The organism is Streptococcus sp. AS20 (assembly GCF_000524255.1).
Classification (GTDB): domain Bacteria; phylum Bacillota; class Bacilli; order Lactobacillales; family Streptococcaceae; genus Streptococcus; species Streptococcus constellatus.
Genome location: NZ_JANS01000009.1, coordinates 166,052 through 184,439 on the forward strand (window position 1 = coordinate 166,052; position 18,388 = coordinate 184,439).

Below are 18,388 nucleotides of genomic sequence, written 5' to 3' on the forward strand. Positions count from 1 at the left end.
AACCACATCCGAATTATCGCTTAAAGTTCTTTTAATTGCGGCAGATAATGCATTTGCCCGATTTAACAACACTTTTTATTTGCTTTCTTTTTTCCAATTTCATATTCTTCCCTCCCTTAGAATAAATTAACTATCTGTATCAAACTTCCAATGTTTTTCAAAATGAGCATCACAATTGTTATCTTTAAAAATTTGATAGAAAAGTTCCCTCATATCTTCTATTGTTTCAGTATATAACTCTGCAGATAAATCATCAATAGCGTGAGAATTCACATTAAATAATTTCAAATATTGCTCATTTCCCTGATAAAATATATCTTGACTAAAAGAATTAAATTTCATAAATGTTTCAATTATTCGTCTCATTGTATTTAACATTGATAACTTGTGACCACATTCATACAAATCTTTCAGTTCTATCCATAAGGCATCATAGCTTGTTTTAAAATCCTCTTTTTCACTTGTAATTTTAATGAATTCACGGTGCTCAATACGATAGAAATTAAATTTATCATATTTTGTTCTACCTCGGTCATCTTTAAAATTACCATGAGGCTGAACATTTAAATAGAAATGGACATTGTGAGTTAAAATTATCATGATGTCTCTATTAACATCAAATTTATTCCTATCTTTACTTTGATAAAGTCTCTGTAGTTCCCAAATAATTAAATATTGCATTGTATCATCATTTGAACTCATTGGATCATCAAAGACTATAATCTTATTATTCTGCCGAGACTCTTTGACCTCTTCCAAACGCTCAATGAAGTATAAAAATGCAATAACATTTTTTTCACCTGTTGATAGTTTTTTTACACTTCTGTATCGATTACCTTCTTTGATTCTATAATAACCAAGATTTTCATTGTCTACATGATCTAACTCCCAAGCAACTCTTAACCTAAGTTTTTTATTAATTCTCTCAATAGCCTGCTTTTCCGCTTTTGGTTTTAATTTATCAACCTGACTTCGATATTCAAGCAGAGCTTGCTCTAACTTTGTCTTCTCATCTTTTTTACTATTTAAAACAGAAAGTTTTTCGTTTCTATCTTTCTCCAAAGTATTCAGATTTCCAATCTCAACATCATATTTGAATTCCTCAAGTAATAGTTTAATTTCATGATATCGGAGTGAGTCTCTGGACTCCTTTTGTTTATTTTTTATATCTAAAACATTTTGATTATGTACTTCAATTAATCTGTTTAGCTCATCATAATTCACATTATCTGGCACAGATAACTCTAATTCTTCACTTTCCACAAAGAGGTTGCTCTCTTTCTGTTCTAGTGTTTTAAGCAATATTTCCAAATAGGATTTCTGCTCTGCCAGAGATCTTTTTATTTTCTCACACTCTTTTTCAGCATTTTCTATAAGATCTGGAAAAAATTCTTCTGTTTTTATCTTAACATTTGCTGTAATCTCACTTAATAAGTTAGCAATTTGTTCTTTACCAGATTTAATCCGATTTTGTAACTTCTTCACCTCATCTGCCGAAAAATAGCTTTCCAACTCTATCAGTACCTTATCCGAAACCTCATTCCCACAAAACGAGCATATTTTCTCTCCCTTATGGATTTCTAATCCTTCTTTAGCAAAATTAATTTTTCTTTGATTATCTAATCTATCAATAAATATTCGTTCAACAACTTTACTTGAAATAATTTCATTAACAGCTTTCAAATAATTTTCAAAATTAATTTTCTTCTCGCTAATAGAAGTAATTTCATTCGGAACGCTCTGCATTATATCCATATATAGTTTTATATCAGTTTTCTCTAAACGACAAGCATTTGTAATTTCTGATTCGAAAATATTTTTATTATAAGATTTTGGATTATCTACAATAATAGGTTCCGTTCTTAATGAAATAGTTCTCGCAGACTTTTTATAAAAATTTTGTATTTTCCTAGCTTGTTCATTAAATAATTTTGTTTTCTCAGAATACTCATCAAACAAAGTCGTTCCTTCATCCTCGCTTCTTTTTTTCCACAAGTTGTTTTTGAATTAAAGACAAGTCCTGCTCTGTTTTTATAATTTTGTCTTCTAACTCTTTTATTTCCGCCTCTTTTTCACCTGCCCCTACTGCTAAAGAAAAAGCATCCAGATTGTCATTTTCACCTATCAAAGACTCAAAGCCATTAAAAACGTAAACTTCAAATTCTGATTCTTTTTGATCTAATATTGCTTTACTTAAAGTTGATTTTCCAGATCCATTTTTAGCAAAAATAAAATTCTTTGAAGCTAATTCTAATTCTTCTCCCTTAAAAAGTGGAGTATCTGAATCTTCAAATTGGATTTGCGTTAAATTAATAGAAGTGTTAGTCATAAAAATCCTTTCTTTCTATCGGCTACTCAACAGATAGATTAGTAGGGAATATAAAGATTTTTGTCATTTTTAATCAAATGAACCTTTAAAAATATTTCCTCTCCTTATTTATTAAAATTATACCACGAAACCACCAAAAATCCCCTAGAAATCATTTCTAAGGGATTGACTTTATCCAGCCACTTCCACTGCTGGTTCCGTTTTTGTTTTCTTGCTTGGACTGGATAGGCGGCGCTTGCTGTCGCGGATGGTGTTGAGGTCTTTGAGGAGTTTAGCAAAGTGGAGTTTTTCGGGATAGGCTTCTGCGGAAGCTGCGGTATAGCGCATAAAGAGGTCATAGATACGGGAGAGCTCGGTACGCAACTGCTTGGTTTTGCCGACTTCTTTGCTGGACTTGGCTGCACGCGCCAGAGCTTCTGCCCGATCATAGTCCTCCTGAGCTGTTGCCACGGCAGTAAGCATCGGCAAAAGCCCCAAGGTAGTCACTGCTGCATCATAAGGTTCCTCCTTGAGGGTTTTGAGGAGACTCTTGATTTCAGCAGTTGCGACATCGTTGGTATGCTTGGTGATGTCCTTATACTTCGCAAGGACTGGCGTTAGGGTTTCGTGGGCAGCTTTGAGATTGGGCTCCTTGATTTTGGCAAAGCCCCTATGCAAGGTAAACAGTCCGACTAGGGCACTGTCTCGCTCCTTATCCACTTCTGCTAGACTCAAGGTTTGTTTATTTTCTACGCTGGCCAACTGGGCTTGGAATTGCTCCAGCTTACTGTCAAAGACTTCAAGATGATCATCATACATAGCCTCATCCTTGTAGGACTTGGCAAAGCTAGTAAGAACCTGATGAGAGTCCGTCATCAAGCTCTCAAACTCACGGTTAGTAAAGTTGCTGTAAGGCAGGGGGCGAATGGTGTAGGTTTTTGTCATAATAATCCTTTCCAAAAATATGATAAAACAAGTATAGCATGTGGTGATAAATCTTTGGCAAGGCTACTCTGAAATGTTATTTTTAAAACCCGAAAGAGCATTTCTCTCTTTTTCAAAGAAAAAAGGCAGCAAAAATCCCCATCTGATTGCTAGTAAACCTTCCGACGGGGACTATTTGTCTATAAAAAACGAATCATCTGAGCATTCAAGACTTAGAATACCTAGAAACTTTAGTGATTAGTGTCATCCTAGACATAGAATGCCAATCAATTTTAGTAAATCCTCTTATTTGAGGGATAGATTACTTGGAAATTTTCATAAATAGGACTATCTGAAAGCTAGATTCCCTCCAAATTTTAGTAAGGAAGACGATTCGACTCCTAGATTGGAGGAGAATGTTGATAAATGATATTGACTGAAGCCTTGACTGCTTCTTTTCTTCCTTATCTTCCCACTCCCAGTGGCTCAATAACCTCCTCAATCAGTCCTTTGATTTCTTTATCGCACAGAAGAGAGAGTTTTGATTACAGTTTCAATCAATCACCATCTAAAAATCCATCTTATCTGGATCTGGAGCGCCGCCTTCAAGACCTTGAATGTTTTTCAGCACTTCTAGGTCTGCTGGACCGAGGGTAATGTCAAAGCAGTCCAGATTGCTCTTGATTCGCTCAGGCGTAACCGACTTGGGCAGGGGCAGGAAGCCCTCTTGCAGGCTCCAAGCCAGAGCGATTTGGGCGACAGATTTGCCGTATTTATCGGCTACAGCCTTGACTTCTTCATTGCGGAAAAGTTCCCCTTGACCGAAGGGACCCCAAGCCTCTAGGAGAATATCATGCTTACGACAATAGTCCACTGTTTCAGCCTGATAGACACCAGGCGCCAGACGAATTTGATTGACCGCGGGCAAAATACGCGCTGTCTCAAGCAGAGGCTCTAAGTGGTGAGGTAGGAAATTGCTGACACCGATAGCTCGGATTTTCCCCTCCCGATAGAGGTCTTCCATAGCACGCCAAACCTCCCGATTGCGCTGTTTCCAAGCATCCTGCTCCCGCAGAGGTTTCGGATTAGGCCAGTGGATAAGATAGAGATTCAGATAGTCCAGCCCCAAACGCTCTAAGGAGCGGGCAAAAGCTCCTTGAGTCTCCTCATAAGTATGATTACCATTCCAGAGCTTGGTCGTAATAAAGAGCTCTTCCCGCGGGATACCACTGTCTTTGATTGCACGACCCACACTTCCCTCATTCTTATAAACAGCCGCAGTATCAATGTGCCGGTAGCCTGCTTCAAGTGCTGTCAGCACTGCCTGATAGGCCTCTTCACCATCCTGAGCCTTCCAAGTTCCAAAGCCCAAAACCGGAATCTCTACACCATTGTTTAATTGATAACGTTCCATCTCCGTCTCCTTTATTAAGCAAGCAGGCAGCCCAGTCAACTACCCCTTCCAACAAAAAATCTATTTCTTAACTTTCTTTTTCAAGGATTTGGGTTTAAAGACATTCTCCTTGGTTGGTGCCATTCCCCTGCCGAGAAAACTATAAGTAATAAAAGTTATGCCAACTACAATCATGAGCATACGACTCAGATAACCTCATTATATCACGCCCCTTATTGCAATTCAAATCCTTAAAAACCTTTTCTTAACTACATGTATTTTAAAAAGTAAAATGAAAAGAGTCGGTTTCCCAACTCTTTCAAGATAAAAAGATTCTATTTAGCTTCATATCTTTTTTCGCCATCCAAGTAGGTTGCAACCAGTTCCAAATCCTTGTCAAGAACGATAAAGTCAGCGTCGTGACCTTCCTTGATTTGACCACAAACATCCTCAATATGAACTGATTTTGCTGGATTGAGCGTCGCCATCATAACAGCTTGGTGCGCATTAGCAATACCCCATTTTACAACATTTTTTAGACCATCTTTTAATTTCAAGATAGAACCGGCTAGGTTGCCTGTTGATTTGAGTCGAGCAGTGCCATTTTCCACTACAACCGGAAATTCACCCAGCATATAATCGCCATCTTCTAGTCCACCAGCTGTCATACAGTCGGTAATGAGGGCAATATGTTCATGACCTTTTTGCTTCATCAAAATGTCACAAGCCTTTGGATCCACATGGTGTCCATCACAGATCAGCTCAGCATAAGTGTGTGGCAGCTCGTACATAGCGCCGACCATGCCCAGCTCACGGTGAGTCAGACCACGCATGCCATTATAAGCATGAACCCAGACACTAGCGCCAGCATCTACCGCAACTTTAGCTTCATCAAAAGTTGCATTTGAGTGCCCAAGTGCAACTGTTACGCCTTCATCAGTAATGGTTCGAACAAAATCTTCAACACCTTCTCGTTCTGGAGCTAAAGCAATTTTATTGAGCAAACCATTCGATGCTTTTTTCCAAGCACGAAATTCATCCATTCGAGGATTTTTCATGTAAATTGGATTTTGGGCTCCTTTATATTTTTCTGTGAAATACGGACCTTCAAAATATAAGCCACGAATCTTAGCACCTGTCGCTTCCTGATAATGAGCACCGATATTTTCTGTCACAGCCAAGAGTTGTTCATAGCTTGAAGTCAAAGTCGTTGGCAGAAAACTAGTCACCCCCGTCGTCAAGAGACCTTCACTCATCGTATGAAGGGTGCCCTCAATATTGTTATCCATGACATCGACACCGCCAAAACCATGAATATGGGTATCCACCAGTCCCGGTGCGATAGAATAACCTGTATAATCTATCACATCCGCACCTGCCGGAATAGCTTTCGTCCATTTGCCAAATTTACCATCTGTGATTTCTAAGTAGCCACCTTGACGGATACCATGGGGATAGAAAAATCGATCTGCTTGAATATATTTAGGCATAATAAAACCTCCTTCTTTCAGTGAGAGTTTATATAAGCTGTCGCTTTAGACAACTGTAAATGTTATTTTAAATCACTCTCGCATTGTTCATTATGTCTCTTTCATTATATCGCTTTCTTTTCTTTTTGTAAATGGTATAGACCTATCTTGCTAGATTTTAAGTGATTGTATAAACACCACTGTTTATACTATTTTCTATACTGTCCATTTAACAAACTTGTAGTACACTTCGTTTAAAAGAGTGATCTAAATTCCATATTGGTAGGAGCCGACTTTGATGCTGCTTATTTTAGGACAGATACTAGTACTCATTCCATTTGCAAGTCTTGTTTGCTAGATATTTTTCGATATTAAATTCAGGCCAACCTTATAGTCGTCTTGTTTTTTCTTGTTGTTTTCATATTTTTAGTACTAAATAGATAATTTCTGTCAAATGAATCAATTAAGGCACTCAACCTAAACCATCAAGTTTATATTCGACTTTCCGGTTACTACCTTATTTAAGTCTTTATGTTCTATCTTTTATTGAATAATTATTTGTATAATGCTATAATAAAAGTAGGAAAAAGTATTTTGTGTTGATTATTGTCACAAGGAGTTGATTCCAAATTCAAATTTAGAAGAGACAAATCAGCTTTAAATGACTTTAGTCTTCACCTAGCACACTTATCTTTGGAGGTGTACCATGAAAAAGAAAGTCTTTACAGTTGTTGTTTCCTTACTTGCTATTCTGTTTTTAACTGCTTGTGGTAATAATAAGAAATCAACAAACACATCATCTTCTGAAGTACCCAAGACTAGTTCTAGTCAAAAAGCAGAACAAAAATCAAAAGTTGTTGAATTTTCTACCACAGCTACTGATACAGTTATTTATGAAAGCAAAGGTCTTACGGTCACCTATAAAGGGTTGGAAAAAGATGATTATGAATATACTCTTAAACTAGCTTATAAAAATACTTCCAATAAGGAATATGAAGTGCAAACTCGTAATGGTAAAGTCAATAATATTTCTAATAGTGATGACCATAAAATTATCATTTGTTCTGATACCTTAAAAGCTTCTGCTGCTTCTGAAGGTGGGATTAAATTACCAATAAATGCATTGGAAGCGGTTAGTATTACTAAGCCAAAAGTTTTAGAATGCAATTTAGAAGTCATTTATGATATCACAGAAACCATAGCCAAAGTACCAATTAAGGTTACTTTTGAATAATTCAGTAGGAGCTAATGTTTAGCTTCTCTCACATCATGTATGTATACAGTACATAGCAGCTAAATTAACTTTCAATACATATTGTTCTAATAATAAATTAAACAACCAGCCATTCCTCGCTTTATGAGGATTGGCTTTTTATATGACTAGTTTCCGAACATCCTTAATAAACTAGTTATGACAATCTCCCCATCACCATAATATTCTCATCAAAAAACATGAGTCTGGCTTATAGAACATACTAAAACTTTTTTTAATTCAATACCCACAATCTACTGATAGCCAGCAATAAGAGGTTCGAATAGTTTAACAAATGCAATTTTACAAGAAAGATTTAATCAAAAGTAAAAAGTATATTTCGAAATTTGTATTTTTCTCCTTGATGAACTGGTTTAGAGTTTGTAAGCTTTGATAAAAATAAACTGTGACATCTTTCAAGTTCTATTCAACCTCTATTTGCTCTATTACATTGGATTGATAGCAAAGTCAAGCTAGTATTACAGCACGGATGTTCCACTTTTTCTTGTGTACCCAACTTGATCTCATAGAGCCATTATTAATAAACTTTCTACTTGATCATGCAAGATAAGTAGAGTACAAAAAAACAAACTGCACCAGCAGTTTGTTTCTCATGATTATATTTGTTCCGCTTGGACCTTTTCCGCTAAGTTCATGGCGTGATCCGCTACTCTCGTATAGTGAGAGATGATATCAATAAAGTTTACGCCTGCTTGTGTCGAGCATTCTCCTCTATTCAGACGATGAATGTGCGTTTTCCGTAGCTTTCGTTCCATTTTATCAATCGCTTCATGCTTCGTTACTAAGCTATCCGCCAACTCAAGGTCATTATTTTCTACAGAAGCCAGGGATTCTTTAATGAAAGTCAGAGTCATGTTATAAATCAATTCTAACTCTTGCAAAGCTGCTGGAGAAAATTCCACCTTTTTCCGACGGATATAATCAGTCAAGTTAATCAGCGCTTCACCATGGTCTCCGATTCTTTCTAAATCTCGAGATGAATCCAAAATATTTGTCAGCACTTCACTTTCTTTTTGGCTAAGAGGCTCACTAGATAAATCAATGAGGTAACGTGTGAGATCTTCATCAATTTTATTGATTGCTTCTTCTACCTTGTGTCCCTTGTCTGCTGACTTTTCAGTATTGTTCACAATATAATCATAAGCCAACTCAAATGAACGCATCGCATAACGTCCTAAATGAAGCAATTCTTTTTTGGCATTTCCAAGCGCCAAAGACGGAGCTTGTTTGATTAAAATCGGATCTAAATAAAGCGGTTCATATTTCACAACTTCATCTTCACCTGGAATCAGTTTTGTTACCAAGGTAGCTAACAAGCCAATAAATGGAAATTGAATAATCGTATTGGTAACATTAAAAGTTCCGTGAGCAAAGGCGATGGTCATTTCTGGGCTTAAATGGAGTGCTGCTTGAAACCAATGAATTAAGCTCGTAAATGGACCTAAAACGATCAAGCATAAAACAGTACCGACCACATTGAAAGTGACATGGGCACCTGCCACACGTTTAGCAGCAATATTGGCTCCTAATGATGCAATAATCGCTGTAATCGTTGTCCCGATATTATCCCCAAAAAGGACTGGCAAGGCTCCCTTTAACTCAATCAAGCCGCTCGCATATAAATTTTGTAGAATACCGATAGTTGCTGATGAGGCTTGGATCAGCAAGGTAATACCTGTCCCTACAAATACACCTAGGACTGGATTTCCACTCAACTTTATCATATACTCACGAAAAGCATCTAAATTTTTCAATGGCTCCATAGCACCACTCATCAAATTCAAAGCAAAGAAGATCCCTCCTACCCCAAATAGAACGCGACCGATATTATTGATAGAGCGTTTTTTGGTAAAGAAGAGACAAATCGCTCCTAAAAAGAGAATGGGTAATGCATAATCGCCCAGTTTAAAACCAATGATAAAAGAGGTTACCGTTGTTCCAATATTGGCCCCCATGACAATCCCAATTGCCTGTCTGAGCGTTAAAAGACCTGCACTCACCAATCCAACTGTAATAACTGTCACACCTGAACTTGACTGAATCAAGGCTGTTAGACCAATTCCAACTAGAACACCAAAAAATGGATTGCTGGTATATTTGTCAATGAAATAACGAAGCCGATCACCTGCAGCCTGCTGCAAACCATCTCCCATCATCCGAATACTATATAGGAAAAGTCCTAAACCGCCTAAAAAGCTAAATATAATTTGCTGCCAATTGATGGACATCTTTTCTCCTCCGAAAAATCTGTAGCGGATTATCTCCTTTTCTATTTTAAAGGATAAGTGTAAAAGTAACAAGCCTTTTTTAGCATTTTTATCAAAAAAAGAAAGAAAAATAGAATTTCCTTTCTTTTTAAATATATTGATATAGCTAAAACCACGCCTTATTTTTGCTCTAAATCACGGAGCATTTGATCAATTTTGTTCCCATATTCAATCGATTCATCCTTGATGAAAGTCAAATCAGGGATTTTGTACATCTTCAAGTTGTGACCCAATTCACGTTTGATGGTTCCCTTCGCCTTTTCTAAACCAGTCTGAGCTTTTTCTTGTTCAGAAGCAAGGTTGCTCATCAGCGTGTAGTACACTTTTGCCATTGACAAGTCGCCCAACATTTGCACATCTGTAATGGTAATTCCTTGAACACGTGGATCACGAACTTTTTTTTGCAAAATTTCATTGACTTCGCGTTTGATTTCCATCCCCACACGATCCACACGAAATTGATTTGCCATGATGTCTCCTTTCGCTTATTTTAGAAAAGGGTTGAGGCAGGCTCCAATATATCACAGTCTGTCTCCCCTTCATTTATATTATTTTGCGATTTCTTCCATGATATAAGCTTCAATCATGTCATCCACTTTGATGTCATTGTAATTCTCAACCATGAGACCGCCTTCTTGTCCATTTCCGACTTCTTTCACATCATCTTTATAATGTTTAAGGCTGGCAAGAGCACCATCAAAGATCACCACACCATCACGAATCACACGAACCTTAGAATCACGAGTTACTTTACCGCTAACTACCATAAATCCGCCAATAGTACCGACTTTAGAAACCTTGAAGGTTTCACGAATGACAGCTTCACCAATAATTTTTTCTTCAAATTCTGGATCAAGCATCCCTTTCATGGCATCTTCTACTTCTTCAATCACTTTATAAATGATACTGTGAAGACGCATTTCGACGTCATCCGCTTCAGCTTGTTGACGAGCTTGTGGAGTAGGGCGAACATTGAAACCAATGATAAAGGCATTGGAAGCTTCCGCAAGAGTGACATCTGATTCGTTAATCGCACCAACTGCTGAGTGAACAATTGTTACTTTAACACCTTCCACTTCAATCTTCTGAAGAGATGCTGTCAATGCTTCCGCTGAACCTTGTACGTCGGCTTTGATAATAACATTGACAGACTTGACTTCACCAGCTTTAAGGGTATCAAAGAGATTTTCCAAACTAACACGATGCGTTGCTTGACGTTGTTTCATGAGAGCACGTTTTGCACGTTCTTCACCAGCTGCACGCGCTGCTTTTTCATCTTCATATACGGCAAAATGGTCACCAGCCATTGGTGTTTCATTTAAACCTGTGATAGATACTGGTGTCGATGGTCCCGCAACTTTCACTCGACGTCCACGGTCATTAGTCATAGCACGCACACGACCAAAAGTATTACCAACAACAATTGGATCTTGTACATTTAAGGTCCCTTGTTGAACAAGCAAGGTTGCAACTGCACCTTTTCCTTTATCCAAGCGCGCTTCGATTACTGTACCAATTGCGCGAACCTTTGGATCAGCTTTTAGCTCTTGAATTTCAGCTACAAGGAGAACGGTTTCGAGCAGTTCATCAATATTTTGGTTGAACTTAGCTGAGATTTCAACAAATTCAGAATCACCGCCCCATGCTGTAGACATAACTCCATATTCAGCTAATTCACCGATAACACGTTCAGGATTAGCACCTGGCTTATCAATCTTGTTAATCGCTACAATAATTGGCACATTGGCTGCTTTTGAATGGTTAATCGCTTCAATTGTTTGAGGCATGACTCCATCATCTGCTGCTACGACAAGAATCGTAATATCTGTGACAGAAGCACCGCGCGCCCGCATAGAGGTGAAAGCGGCATGCCCTGGTGTATCAAGGAAGGTAATTTTCTTACCATTTTCTTCAATCTGGTAAGCACCAATATGTTGTGTAATCCCACCTGCTTCACCTGTAGCAACACGAGAATTACGCAAGGTATCCAAAAGTGTTGTTTTCCCATGGTCAACGTGTCCCATGATGGTCACAACTGGCGGACGTTCTACTAAAGCATCTGGATCAAGATAATCTTCATCCACAAAGAAGCGTTCGATATCTGCATTATCGACTTCAACTTTAGCATGTGCTTCAATGCCATAATCTACCATCAGAAGTTCAATAGTATCGCCGTCCAACGATTGATTCTGCGTTGCCATAACCCCCATCATAAAGAGTTTCTTGACAATTTCGGCTGGTTCACGTTTAATCCGTTTTGCAATTTCTGCAACGGTCATACCTTCTGTGTATTCAAATTCTTTAGGCAATTCATGGAACTTGCGTTCTGTAACTGGTTTTGGAGTTGGAGTGTTATTCCGATTGTTCTTGCCTTTTTTATTTTTTTTGTTATGATTCCAATTACTATTCTTTTGATTTCTCACTTGATTTTGACTGCTTCGATTCTTTTGTTGTTTTCTTGGACCATCTTCTTCGCGATCAAAGTCATCACGTTTCTTGTCTGGTCGAGCTTGTTTTTTCCGACGAGTATCAACTGCAGGAGTTGGAACCGCCTCAGGGGCAACTTGAGACTGTGGAGCCGGCTTCGTAGCCTCCACGATAGGCGCTGCTGCTTTGAATAATTCTTCTACCGGTTCTTTCCGTTTCTTCTGCTCACGTTGAGCTGCTTTTGCAGCTTGAGCCTGTTTAAAACGTTCCTCGCTTCCACGAGCATATTCGGCATTCTGTTCAGCTTTCAGAGCTGCTGCACGCGCCTTGAAATCAATGCGTGGTCCTTGATTTGTTTGAGGGCGATTCTGATTTGCAATATTTGAACGATTTTGTTCTTGACGACGATTATCCTGATTGCGATGATCGCGATTGTCGCGTTTCTCGCTGCGATTCCCACGGTCATTTCGATTTTGGTTGTTTCGATTATTACGCGGATTGCGCTCTTCTCGATTTCGCTTTTCACCATTTTGTTGTTTTTGTGGCCGATTTTCTCGCTGTTTATTTCGTCGTTCTGCCTGTTCTTTCGCTTTCGCTTCTCGCTCAGCCTTAAAATTACGACTTTTTGGCTTCGCTGGTGCAGCTTTTCTTTCTACTTCCGACTTTTGTGTCGGCGCTGCTGGCTTAGGCATTACTTTTTCAGTCATTGTTACTTCTTTTGCTGCTGAAGCCGACTGTTGCTCTTTAGCCAAAGGTTGATCTGATTTTTGATTCGTTTCTTTTTTAGGAGCTGCTACTTGGGAAAAACTGGCTGTGATACGCGCGGCCACTTCATTTTCAACGCTGCTGGCATGACTTTTCACCTCAATACCAAGCTCTTTTGCACGCGCCACAACTTCCTTACTTTCTTTTCCCAGTTCTTTCGCGATTTCGTATAATCTTACTTTAGACAAATCTTGTCCTCCTCTTCTATTCCATAAGAGACCTCATTTTCTTTGTAAATCCAGCATCAGTGATAGCAAGTACTTTTCTAGACTTGCCCACAGCAGTGCTTAATTCCAGTGTTGAAAACACGGTTGATACTTCTACTTTATAGTAATGACTTTTATCAGTAATTTTTTTTGTCAAGTTCGGAGCAGCATCATTGGCTAAAAAAACCAGTTTTGCTTTTCCGTCTTGTATTGCCCTAACGACCAATTCTTCACCAGATATGATACGATTGGCTCGTTGTGCTAATCCAAGTAAATTGGCTAATTTTTGTTTATTCAAGACCTAACTCTCTTCTTTTAACCTTATGATCCACGTAAGCAATCAGCTCATCATAAAATGCTTCTTCGACTTCCATATTGAAGCTACGGTTAAAAACTCGCTTTTTCTTAGCTTTAAGTGCTTCTTCATTATCAAGTTTGATATAAGCTCCACGTCCGTTCGCCTTACCTGTCGGATCAATGAAAATTTGACCTTCTTTGTTTTTGACAATGCGGAGTAAATCACGCTTGTCAATGATTTCGTTAGAAACTACTGATTTTCGTAAAGGGATTTTTCTTGTTTTTGCCATTCTTTCCCTCCTTTAGTCTGCTGCTTCAACTTCACTTTCCACAAATTCTGTTTCTACAGGACTTTCAACTGCTGTAAATTCTTCTACTTCTTCAGCAAATCCGCCGAGTTCACCAGCTTCTTCCATAGCTTCAAATTCACTTGCAGATTTGATGTCAATTCTGTAACCTGTCAAATGAGCTGCCAAGCGTACGTTTTGTCCGCGACGACCGATTGCAAGAGACAATTTGTTATCTGGCACAACGACAAGAGCATGCTTGCTATCCTCACTATCAAAGATAACTTGATCAACTTCTGCAGGAGCAATCGCATTGTAGATAAATTCTGCAGGATCTGCCACCCACTCAATGACATCAATATTTTCCTCTACAGGAATCATACGGCCAGATTTGGCGTCATATTTAGCCGGATGAAATTTGCTGGTAATTTTCTTAATATTTGCACCACCACGACCAACAATTGTACCGATTGCATCAACATTGGGATTGTGACTGCGTACAGCAACCTTAGTCCGATCACCTGCTTCACGAGAAACACTCATGATTTCAACTGTTCCGTCATAAACTTCTGGAATTTCCTGCTCCATTAAACGCTTGATCATTTCTGGATGGCTGCGGCTGACAAAGACATTGACACCGCGAGGATTGTCTTCTACCTTATAGACAAAGACTTCGATGCGGTCATGAGAAGCAAATACTTCACCAGGAATCTGGTCTTGCTTCGACAACTGTGCTTCAATGCTACCTAGATTGACATAGATAAAACGATTGTCAAAGCGCTCGACTGTTCCTGACATGATTTCATTTTCATGTTCTTTATACTTATTGTAAGTGATTGCGCGTGTCTGCTTGCGCATTTTTTCCATAATCGTTTGCTTAGCAGACTGAGCTGCTACCCGTCCAAATTCAGTTGGTGCCTCTTCAAATTTTATTTTATCACCAAGTTCATAAGCCGAGCTAATAGCAAGAGCATCTTTTAAACTGATTTCTAAACGGCTATCAAAAACTTCGTCTACCACTTCACGAACTGTATAAACACGAAAATCTCCTGTTTTTTCGTTGAATTCAATGGCTGCACTATCTGCTTGACCATAGCGACGACGATAAGCCGAACGAAGTGACTCCGTCACCGCTTCGATAATATCTTCTTTTTTGATCCCTTTGTCTTCTTCCAAAATACGGAAGGCCTCTAGCATTTCTTTACTCATGTTTTTTCAGCTTTTGTGGAAACAAAAGCAATCCTTTCTTTATTATATTCTTGCTAAAATTTGACTGCTAATCTTGCTTTGGATACTAGCTGGTAAGGAATTTGAACAACTTTCTTACGCGTCTTATCCATATATTCCATTGTTAAACTATCTTCCTCAAAAGAAAGCAATGTTCCTTCAAAGGTTTTACTTTTATCAACTGCTTGATACAGACTAACATGGATATATTGCCCAACTGCATCTGCTAATTGTTCTTTCGTTTTCAGCGGACGTTCCAACCCTGGGCTCGTCACCTCAAGGAAATACTGCTCAGGAAAAGGATCCGGCTTAATCGTGTCCAAAAGCGGACTGATGATGTCCGTCAAATCTGCCGTATCATTTACGGTAATCCCTCCCGGCTTATCTACAAAAATACTGAGAACATGGTCGCTCCCCATCTTACCATAGTCAATATTCACTAATTCATACGGCTCTTGGATGACTGGCTCGACAACCTCTTTTACCAATTCTACAATCGTTGCGATAAGACTACACCTCCTCACAGATAAGAGGCGAAGATACTTCCTCGCCTCTCTTTCATATTCACTACTTGTATTATAGCATAAGAAAAAATAAAATGCAAGAAAATATATTCCTGTATTTTATTTGATGCTATACTTATCAATCGTAAGAAAATTGATTGATTTCAGCATTGTGGTTGACAGATAATTCTAAAAAGAATTGACTATAAAGTCAAATAGAATAACCTACAATCAAAATCACTCCTCATAAAGGTTTTTTATTTCGAAATTAAATAGCAAATAATTGACCTACAAGATAAGTTACTGTCATAGTCAAAAGTCCAATGACTAAGTTTCGAATCATGGCATTTTTTATCGGTGCTTTTCCTAATTTAGCGCTAGTATATCCCGTCCCTAACAATGCTAAAGCAACAACAATGACTGTTGCTGGAATGCGATAGCTAGCAGGAAGGAAAACTATGGTTAACATTGGAAAGATGGCTCCTACTACAAAAGCGATAAAGCTGGAGATTGCTGCATGCCAAGGATTAGTAAATTCTTCCACTTCAATACCATACTTTTCCGCTACCAAAGCTTTGAGAGGATCCTTTAAAAAAGCTCGATTGGTTAAAAGCTGGGCAGAAGTCTCACACTCGCCATTCTGGATATAAGCTGCATAGAGCGACTGCCTAGCAATATCTGGATTTTTCATTAAAAGATCTCGCTCTCTGACAACTGCGGCCTCCTCCGTATCCTTTTGAGTGGAGACAGATACATATTCACCACCTGCCATGGAAAAAGCTCCCGCAAAGACTGCTGCTAACCCAGAAAGAAAGATAATCCAAATACTTTCTGTCGCACTTGCTACCCCTATTACCACACCCGCGATAGAAATAATACCATCATTGGCCCCCAATACTCCAGCTCGCAAAATATTAAGCCGACCGCTAAAATTCTTATCAATTTCTTGTTCTCTCATCATCGTCAATCTTCTCTTTTTTCTTTATTTAGAATTATTATAAATAAAAACTTAATCAAGCACAAGAGAAAAGAACAAAATGAGAAAAGTTCTACTATTTAATAAAATTTCTTAAACATCTACTTGGACAGCAACGTTTTACTTTTTAGCAAGCTCAAAACAAGACCATTCTACCAAATCACACACATATATATGGTAAAAGGTCATCCGATTGATCCCACAATCTTCTACAATGTCCTGAATCGTAAATTTTGTTAATAGCTTTTATAACAAAATGTTTAAATGAAGCTTTTAAAGTTCATTTTGTCGCTTGAGACATTCTTTTGCTCCTCTTGTTTTTTAGCAATCTTTTCTCCTGAAAACCAGAAAAGAGAGTGGGACAGAACTAAAAATTGAAAATTTTTAGTTCGTAGTCCCACCCCCGCAAGGGTGCTTAAACAGTTATCAAGCTGTTTAAGGTTGCAGATGAAGAAAACGAAGTTTTCGCCAAAAGTGCTCTTCCGAGCTTGAACAGCGAATGAAGAGCCCGATCACATACTGCGTTATTCGTTTATTACTAAATCTGATAGAAGCTGGGATACTTTTTGCCCAGCCTCTTTCAATTATCTATTTCACCTTAAAACTCTGCCTCAACCCGATAGATGACTTGACCTTTGTTGGCAAATTTTTGCTCGTATTCTGTCATCACATTATTCTCAAAGTCGCTCGCGTGCAAATCCAACCAAACGCCATTTAGTTTCATGCCGTATTGAGAAAAACTCACCAAGCTATATTCAAAGAGACCACGATTATCTGTTTTGAAATGAATCTCACCATGTTCTGGTAAAATTTGCTTAAAGGTATCGAGAAAAGATTTGTAGGTCAAGCGCCGTTTTTCATGGCGTTTCTTGGGCCAAGGATCAGAAAAATTCAGATACAAGCGATCAATCTCTCCATTTTCAAAGTAGTTGGTCAAATCAGAACCATCTACCCAAAGGAGCTTGATATTGGGAACATCAGCTACTAAAACCTTATCCAAGGCGTAACTCAAAACAGATTTTTGAATATCGATTCCAATATAGTTAATTTTTGGATGAGCTTTTGCCATTCCTGAAATAAATGCACCTTTTCCACTCCCAACTTCAACATGAATAGGGTAATTATTTCCAAAAATCTCGTGCCACTTGCCTTTTGCTTCAGTAGGATTTAAAATCACATACTGGGGATTTGCTTCTAGTAATTCCGTCGCTCCCTTACGATTCCTGACTCTCATAGTACCTTTCTTCCGTATTTTGAACGGAAGTTACGTAGTGCATAAATCTCCCGATTCACATTTTCTAAGTCTGCATTCTCATAGTACTTGGCAATCTGGCACAAGTAAGCATATTGACCATACCAGTATAATTTCTTCAATACGGTTGCATTATACCGATAGCCATAATAGGTCAACCATTCTTTCCAACGTACTTCTGGAATATAGTGGCTTAACATATGGGCTACATCAAACATTCGATCTGTCAAACGCACAGAATCCCAATCTACCAAATACACCAAACCGCTATCTGTTTCAACCCAATTGCTATGTCGAACATCGCCATGTACAATCGTTGCATAATCCTCACGAAATTGTGGCAGACTACTGTGCATATCTTTTAAAACAGATCGCAAATAATGATTATGACTAAGTGCAATTGGCGCACGATCTAACCAAGACTCAACTAAATCTGCTGGAGTTTCCAGAGCATAACCTAGCCGGCGTAATTGCGTCATTAACGGACGTGAACGGTGCAATCTTGTCAAAATATTCACAATTTGCTTTTTATCCATTTCAGCCGGTGTCAAAATTTTTCCTGACAGCCACTCTTGCGCGCTCATGACATTACCATCTGCCATGCGACGGCTCCATAATAGCTGTGGTGCAATTTGTTCTCTAGCTAAACCTACTAAGATTGGGGTTGTATTCATCTTGACGAAAACGCGCGCCCCATCTGGATAGGTGCCCATGTAGGCTTTTCCACTTTTACCTGCAATCGGTGTCAGAGTTAGCTCATTATCAACCAAGTCCATGATTCCCCTCCGTAAAAAGTTTCCTATCTATTTTACTA

The 18,388-nt window shown here is 38.5% G+C and carries 16 protein-coding genes; 1 reads left to right on the forward strand and 15 read right to left on the reverse strand.

Features of this window, described 5'->3' with window-relative positions; translation table 11 throughout:
- Window positions 1–126: 126 nt before the first annotated feature.
- The 5 genes from HMPREF1514_RS05320 to nagA all read right to left on the reverse strand — a co-directional run bounded on the left by HMPREF1514_RS05320 (window position 127) and on the right by nagA (window position 6,115).
- Window positions 127–1,959 (reverse strand): AAA family ATPase, encoded by a 1,833-nt coding sequence (locus HMPREF1514_RS05320; protein WP_232216480.1) that lies wholly within the window; start codon window positions 1,957–1,959, stop codon window positions 127–129.
- 10 nt (window positions 1,960–1,969) lie between these two features.
- Window positions 1,970–2,329, reverse strand: coding sequence for a hypothetical protein (locus HMPREF1514_RS09685; protein ID WP_232216481.1), 360 nt, complete (start codon window positions 2,327–2,329; stop codon window positions 1,970–1,972).
- A gap of 171 nt (window positions 2,330–2,500) precedes the next feature.
- Window positions 2,501–3,253: a DUF6261 family protein gene (locus tag HMPREF1514_RS05325; protein ID WP_006270108.1), complete on the reverse strand. Its 753-nt coding sequence runs from the start codon at window positions 3,251–3,253 to the stop codon at window positions 2,501–2,503.
- 547 nt (window positions 3,254–3,800) lie between these two features.
- Window positions 3,801–4,646, reverse strand: coding sequence for an aldo/keto reductase (locus HMPREF1514_RS05330; protein ID WP_037597804.1), 846 nt, complete (start codon window positions 4,644–4,646; stop codon window positions 3,801–3,803).
- A 314-nt stretch (window positions 4,647–4,960) separates the two neighbouring features.
- The gene (nagA, locus tag HMPREF1514_RS05335) at window positions 4,961–6,115 is read right to left on the reverse strand and encodes an N-acetylglucosamine-6-phosphate deacetylase (RefSeq protein ID WP_037597806.1); all 1,155 of its coding nucleotides are present in this window, start codon (window positions 6,113–6,115) and stop codon (window positions 4,961–4,963) included.
- A 685-nt stretch (window positions 6,116–6,800) separates the two neighbouring features.
- Here nagA and HMPREF1514_RS05340 point away from each other — a divergent pair.
- Window positions 6,801–7,328 carry a hypothetical protein gene (locus HMPREF1514_RS05340; RefSeq protein ID WP_020997607.1) on the forward strand — a complete coding sequence of 176 codons (528 nt, stop codon included), beginning with the start codon at window positions 6,801–6,803 and terminating at the stop codon, window positions 7,326–7,328.
- Window positions 7,329–7,963: 635 nt separating this feature from the next.
- On the opposite strand, the gene HMPREF1514_RS05345 is transcribed toward HMPREF1514_RS05340, so the two are convergent.
- The 10 genes from HMPREF1514_RS05345 to ccrZ all read right to left on the reverse strand — a co-directional run bounded on the left by HMPREF1514_RS05345 (window position 7,964) and on the right by ccrZ (window position 18,350).
- On the reverse strand, window positions 7,964–9,595 hold the full coding sequence (locus tag HMPREF1514_RS05345; protein WP_006269954.1) for a Na/Pi cotransporter family protein: 1,632 nt from the start codon (window positions 9,593–9,595) through the stop codon (window positions 7,964–7,966).
- A 158-nt stretch (window positions 9,596–9,753) separates the two neighbouring features.
- Window positions 9,754–10,104, reverse strand: a complete 351-nt coding sequence (rbfA, locus tag HMPREF1514_RS05350; protein ID WP_003070348.1) for a 30S ribosome-binding factor RbfA — start codon at window positions 10,102–10,104, stop codon at window positions 9,754–9,756.
- Window positions 10,105–10,182: 78 nt separating this feature from the next.
- A complete protein-coding gene (gene infB / locus HMPREF1514_RS05355; RefSeq protein ID WP_020997606.1) occupies window positions 10,183–13,014 on the reverse strand; it encodes a translation initiation factor IF-2 in 2,832 nt (943 codons plus the stop codon).
- A gap of 16 nt (window positions 13,015–13,030) precedes the next feature.
- A complete protein-coding gene (locus HMPREF1514_RS05360; protein ID WP_020997605.1) occupies window positions 13,031–13,330 on the reverse strand; it encodes a YlxQ-related RNA-binding protein in 300 nt (99 codons plus the stop codon).
- Window positions 13,323–13,619 (reverse strand): RNase P modulator RnpM, encoded by a 297-nt coding sequence (gene rnpM / locus HMPREF1514_RS05365; protein ID WP_037597808.1) that lies wholly within the window; start codon window positions 13,617–13,619, stop codon window positions 13,323–13,325. The genes HMPREF1514_RS05360 and rnpM overlap by 8 nt, the downstream gene beginning before the upstream one ends.
- Window positions 13,620–13,631: 12 nt before the next feature.
- Window positions 13,632–14,825 carry a transcription termination factor NusA gene (gene nusA, locus HMPREF1514_RS05370; protein ID WP_037597811.1) on the reverse strand — a complete coding sequence of 398 codons (1,194 nt, stop codon included), beginning with the start codon at window positions 14,823–14,825 and terminating at the stop codon, window positions 13,632–13,634.
- A gap of 53 nt (window positions 14,826–14,878) precedes the next feature.
- Window positions 14,879–15,367 (reverse strand): ribosome maturation factor RimP, encoded by a 489-nt coding sequence (gene rimP / locus HMPREF1514_RS05375; protein WP_037597813.1) that lies wholly within the window; start codon window positions 15,365–15,367, stop codon window positions 14,879–14,881.
- Between the two features lie 247 nt (window positions 15,368–15,614).
- Window positions 15,615–16,304, reverse strand: coding sequence for a VIT1/CCC1 transporter family protein (locus HMPREF1514_RS05380; protein ID WP_037597861.1), 690 nt, complete (start codon window positions 16,302–16,304; stop codon window positions 15,615–15,617).
- Window positions 16,305–16,920: 616 nt separating this feature from the next.
- Window positions 16,921–17,556 carry a tRNA (guanosine(46)-N7)-methyltransferase TrmB gene (gene trmB, locus HMPREF1514_RS05385; RefSeq protein ID WP_037597816.1) on the reverse strand — a complete coding sequence of 212 codons (636 nt, stop codon included), beginning with the start codon at window positions 17,554–17,556 and terminating at the stop codon, window positions 16,921–16,923.
- The gene (gene ccrZ / locus HMPREF1514_RS05390) at window positions 17,553–18,350 is read right to left on the reverse strand and encodes a cell cycle regulator CcrZ (RefSeq protein WP_003070363.1); all 798 of its coding nucleotides are present in this window, start codon (window positions 18,348–18,350) and stop codon (window positions 17,553–17,555) included. The genes trmB and ccrZ overlap by 4 nt, the downstream gene beginning before the upstream one ends.
- Window positions 18,351–18,388: the final 38 nt, after the last annotated feature.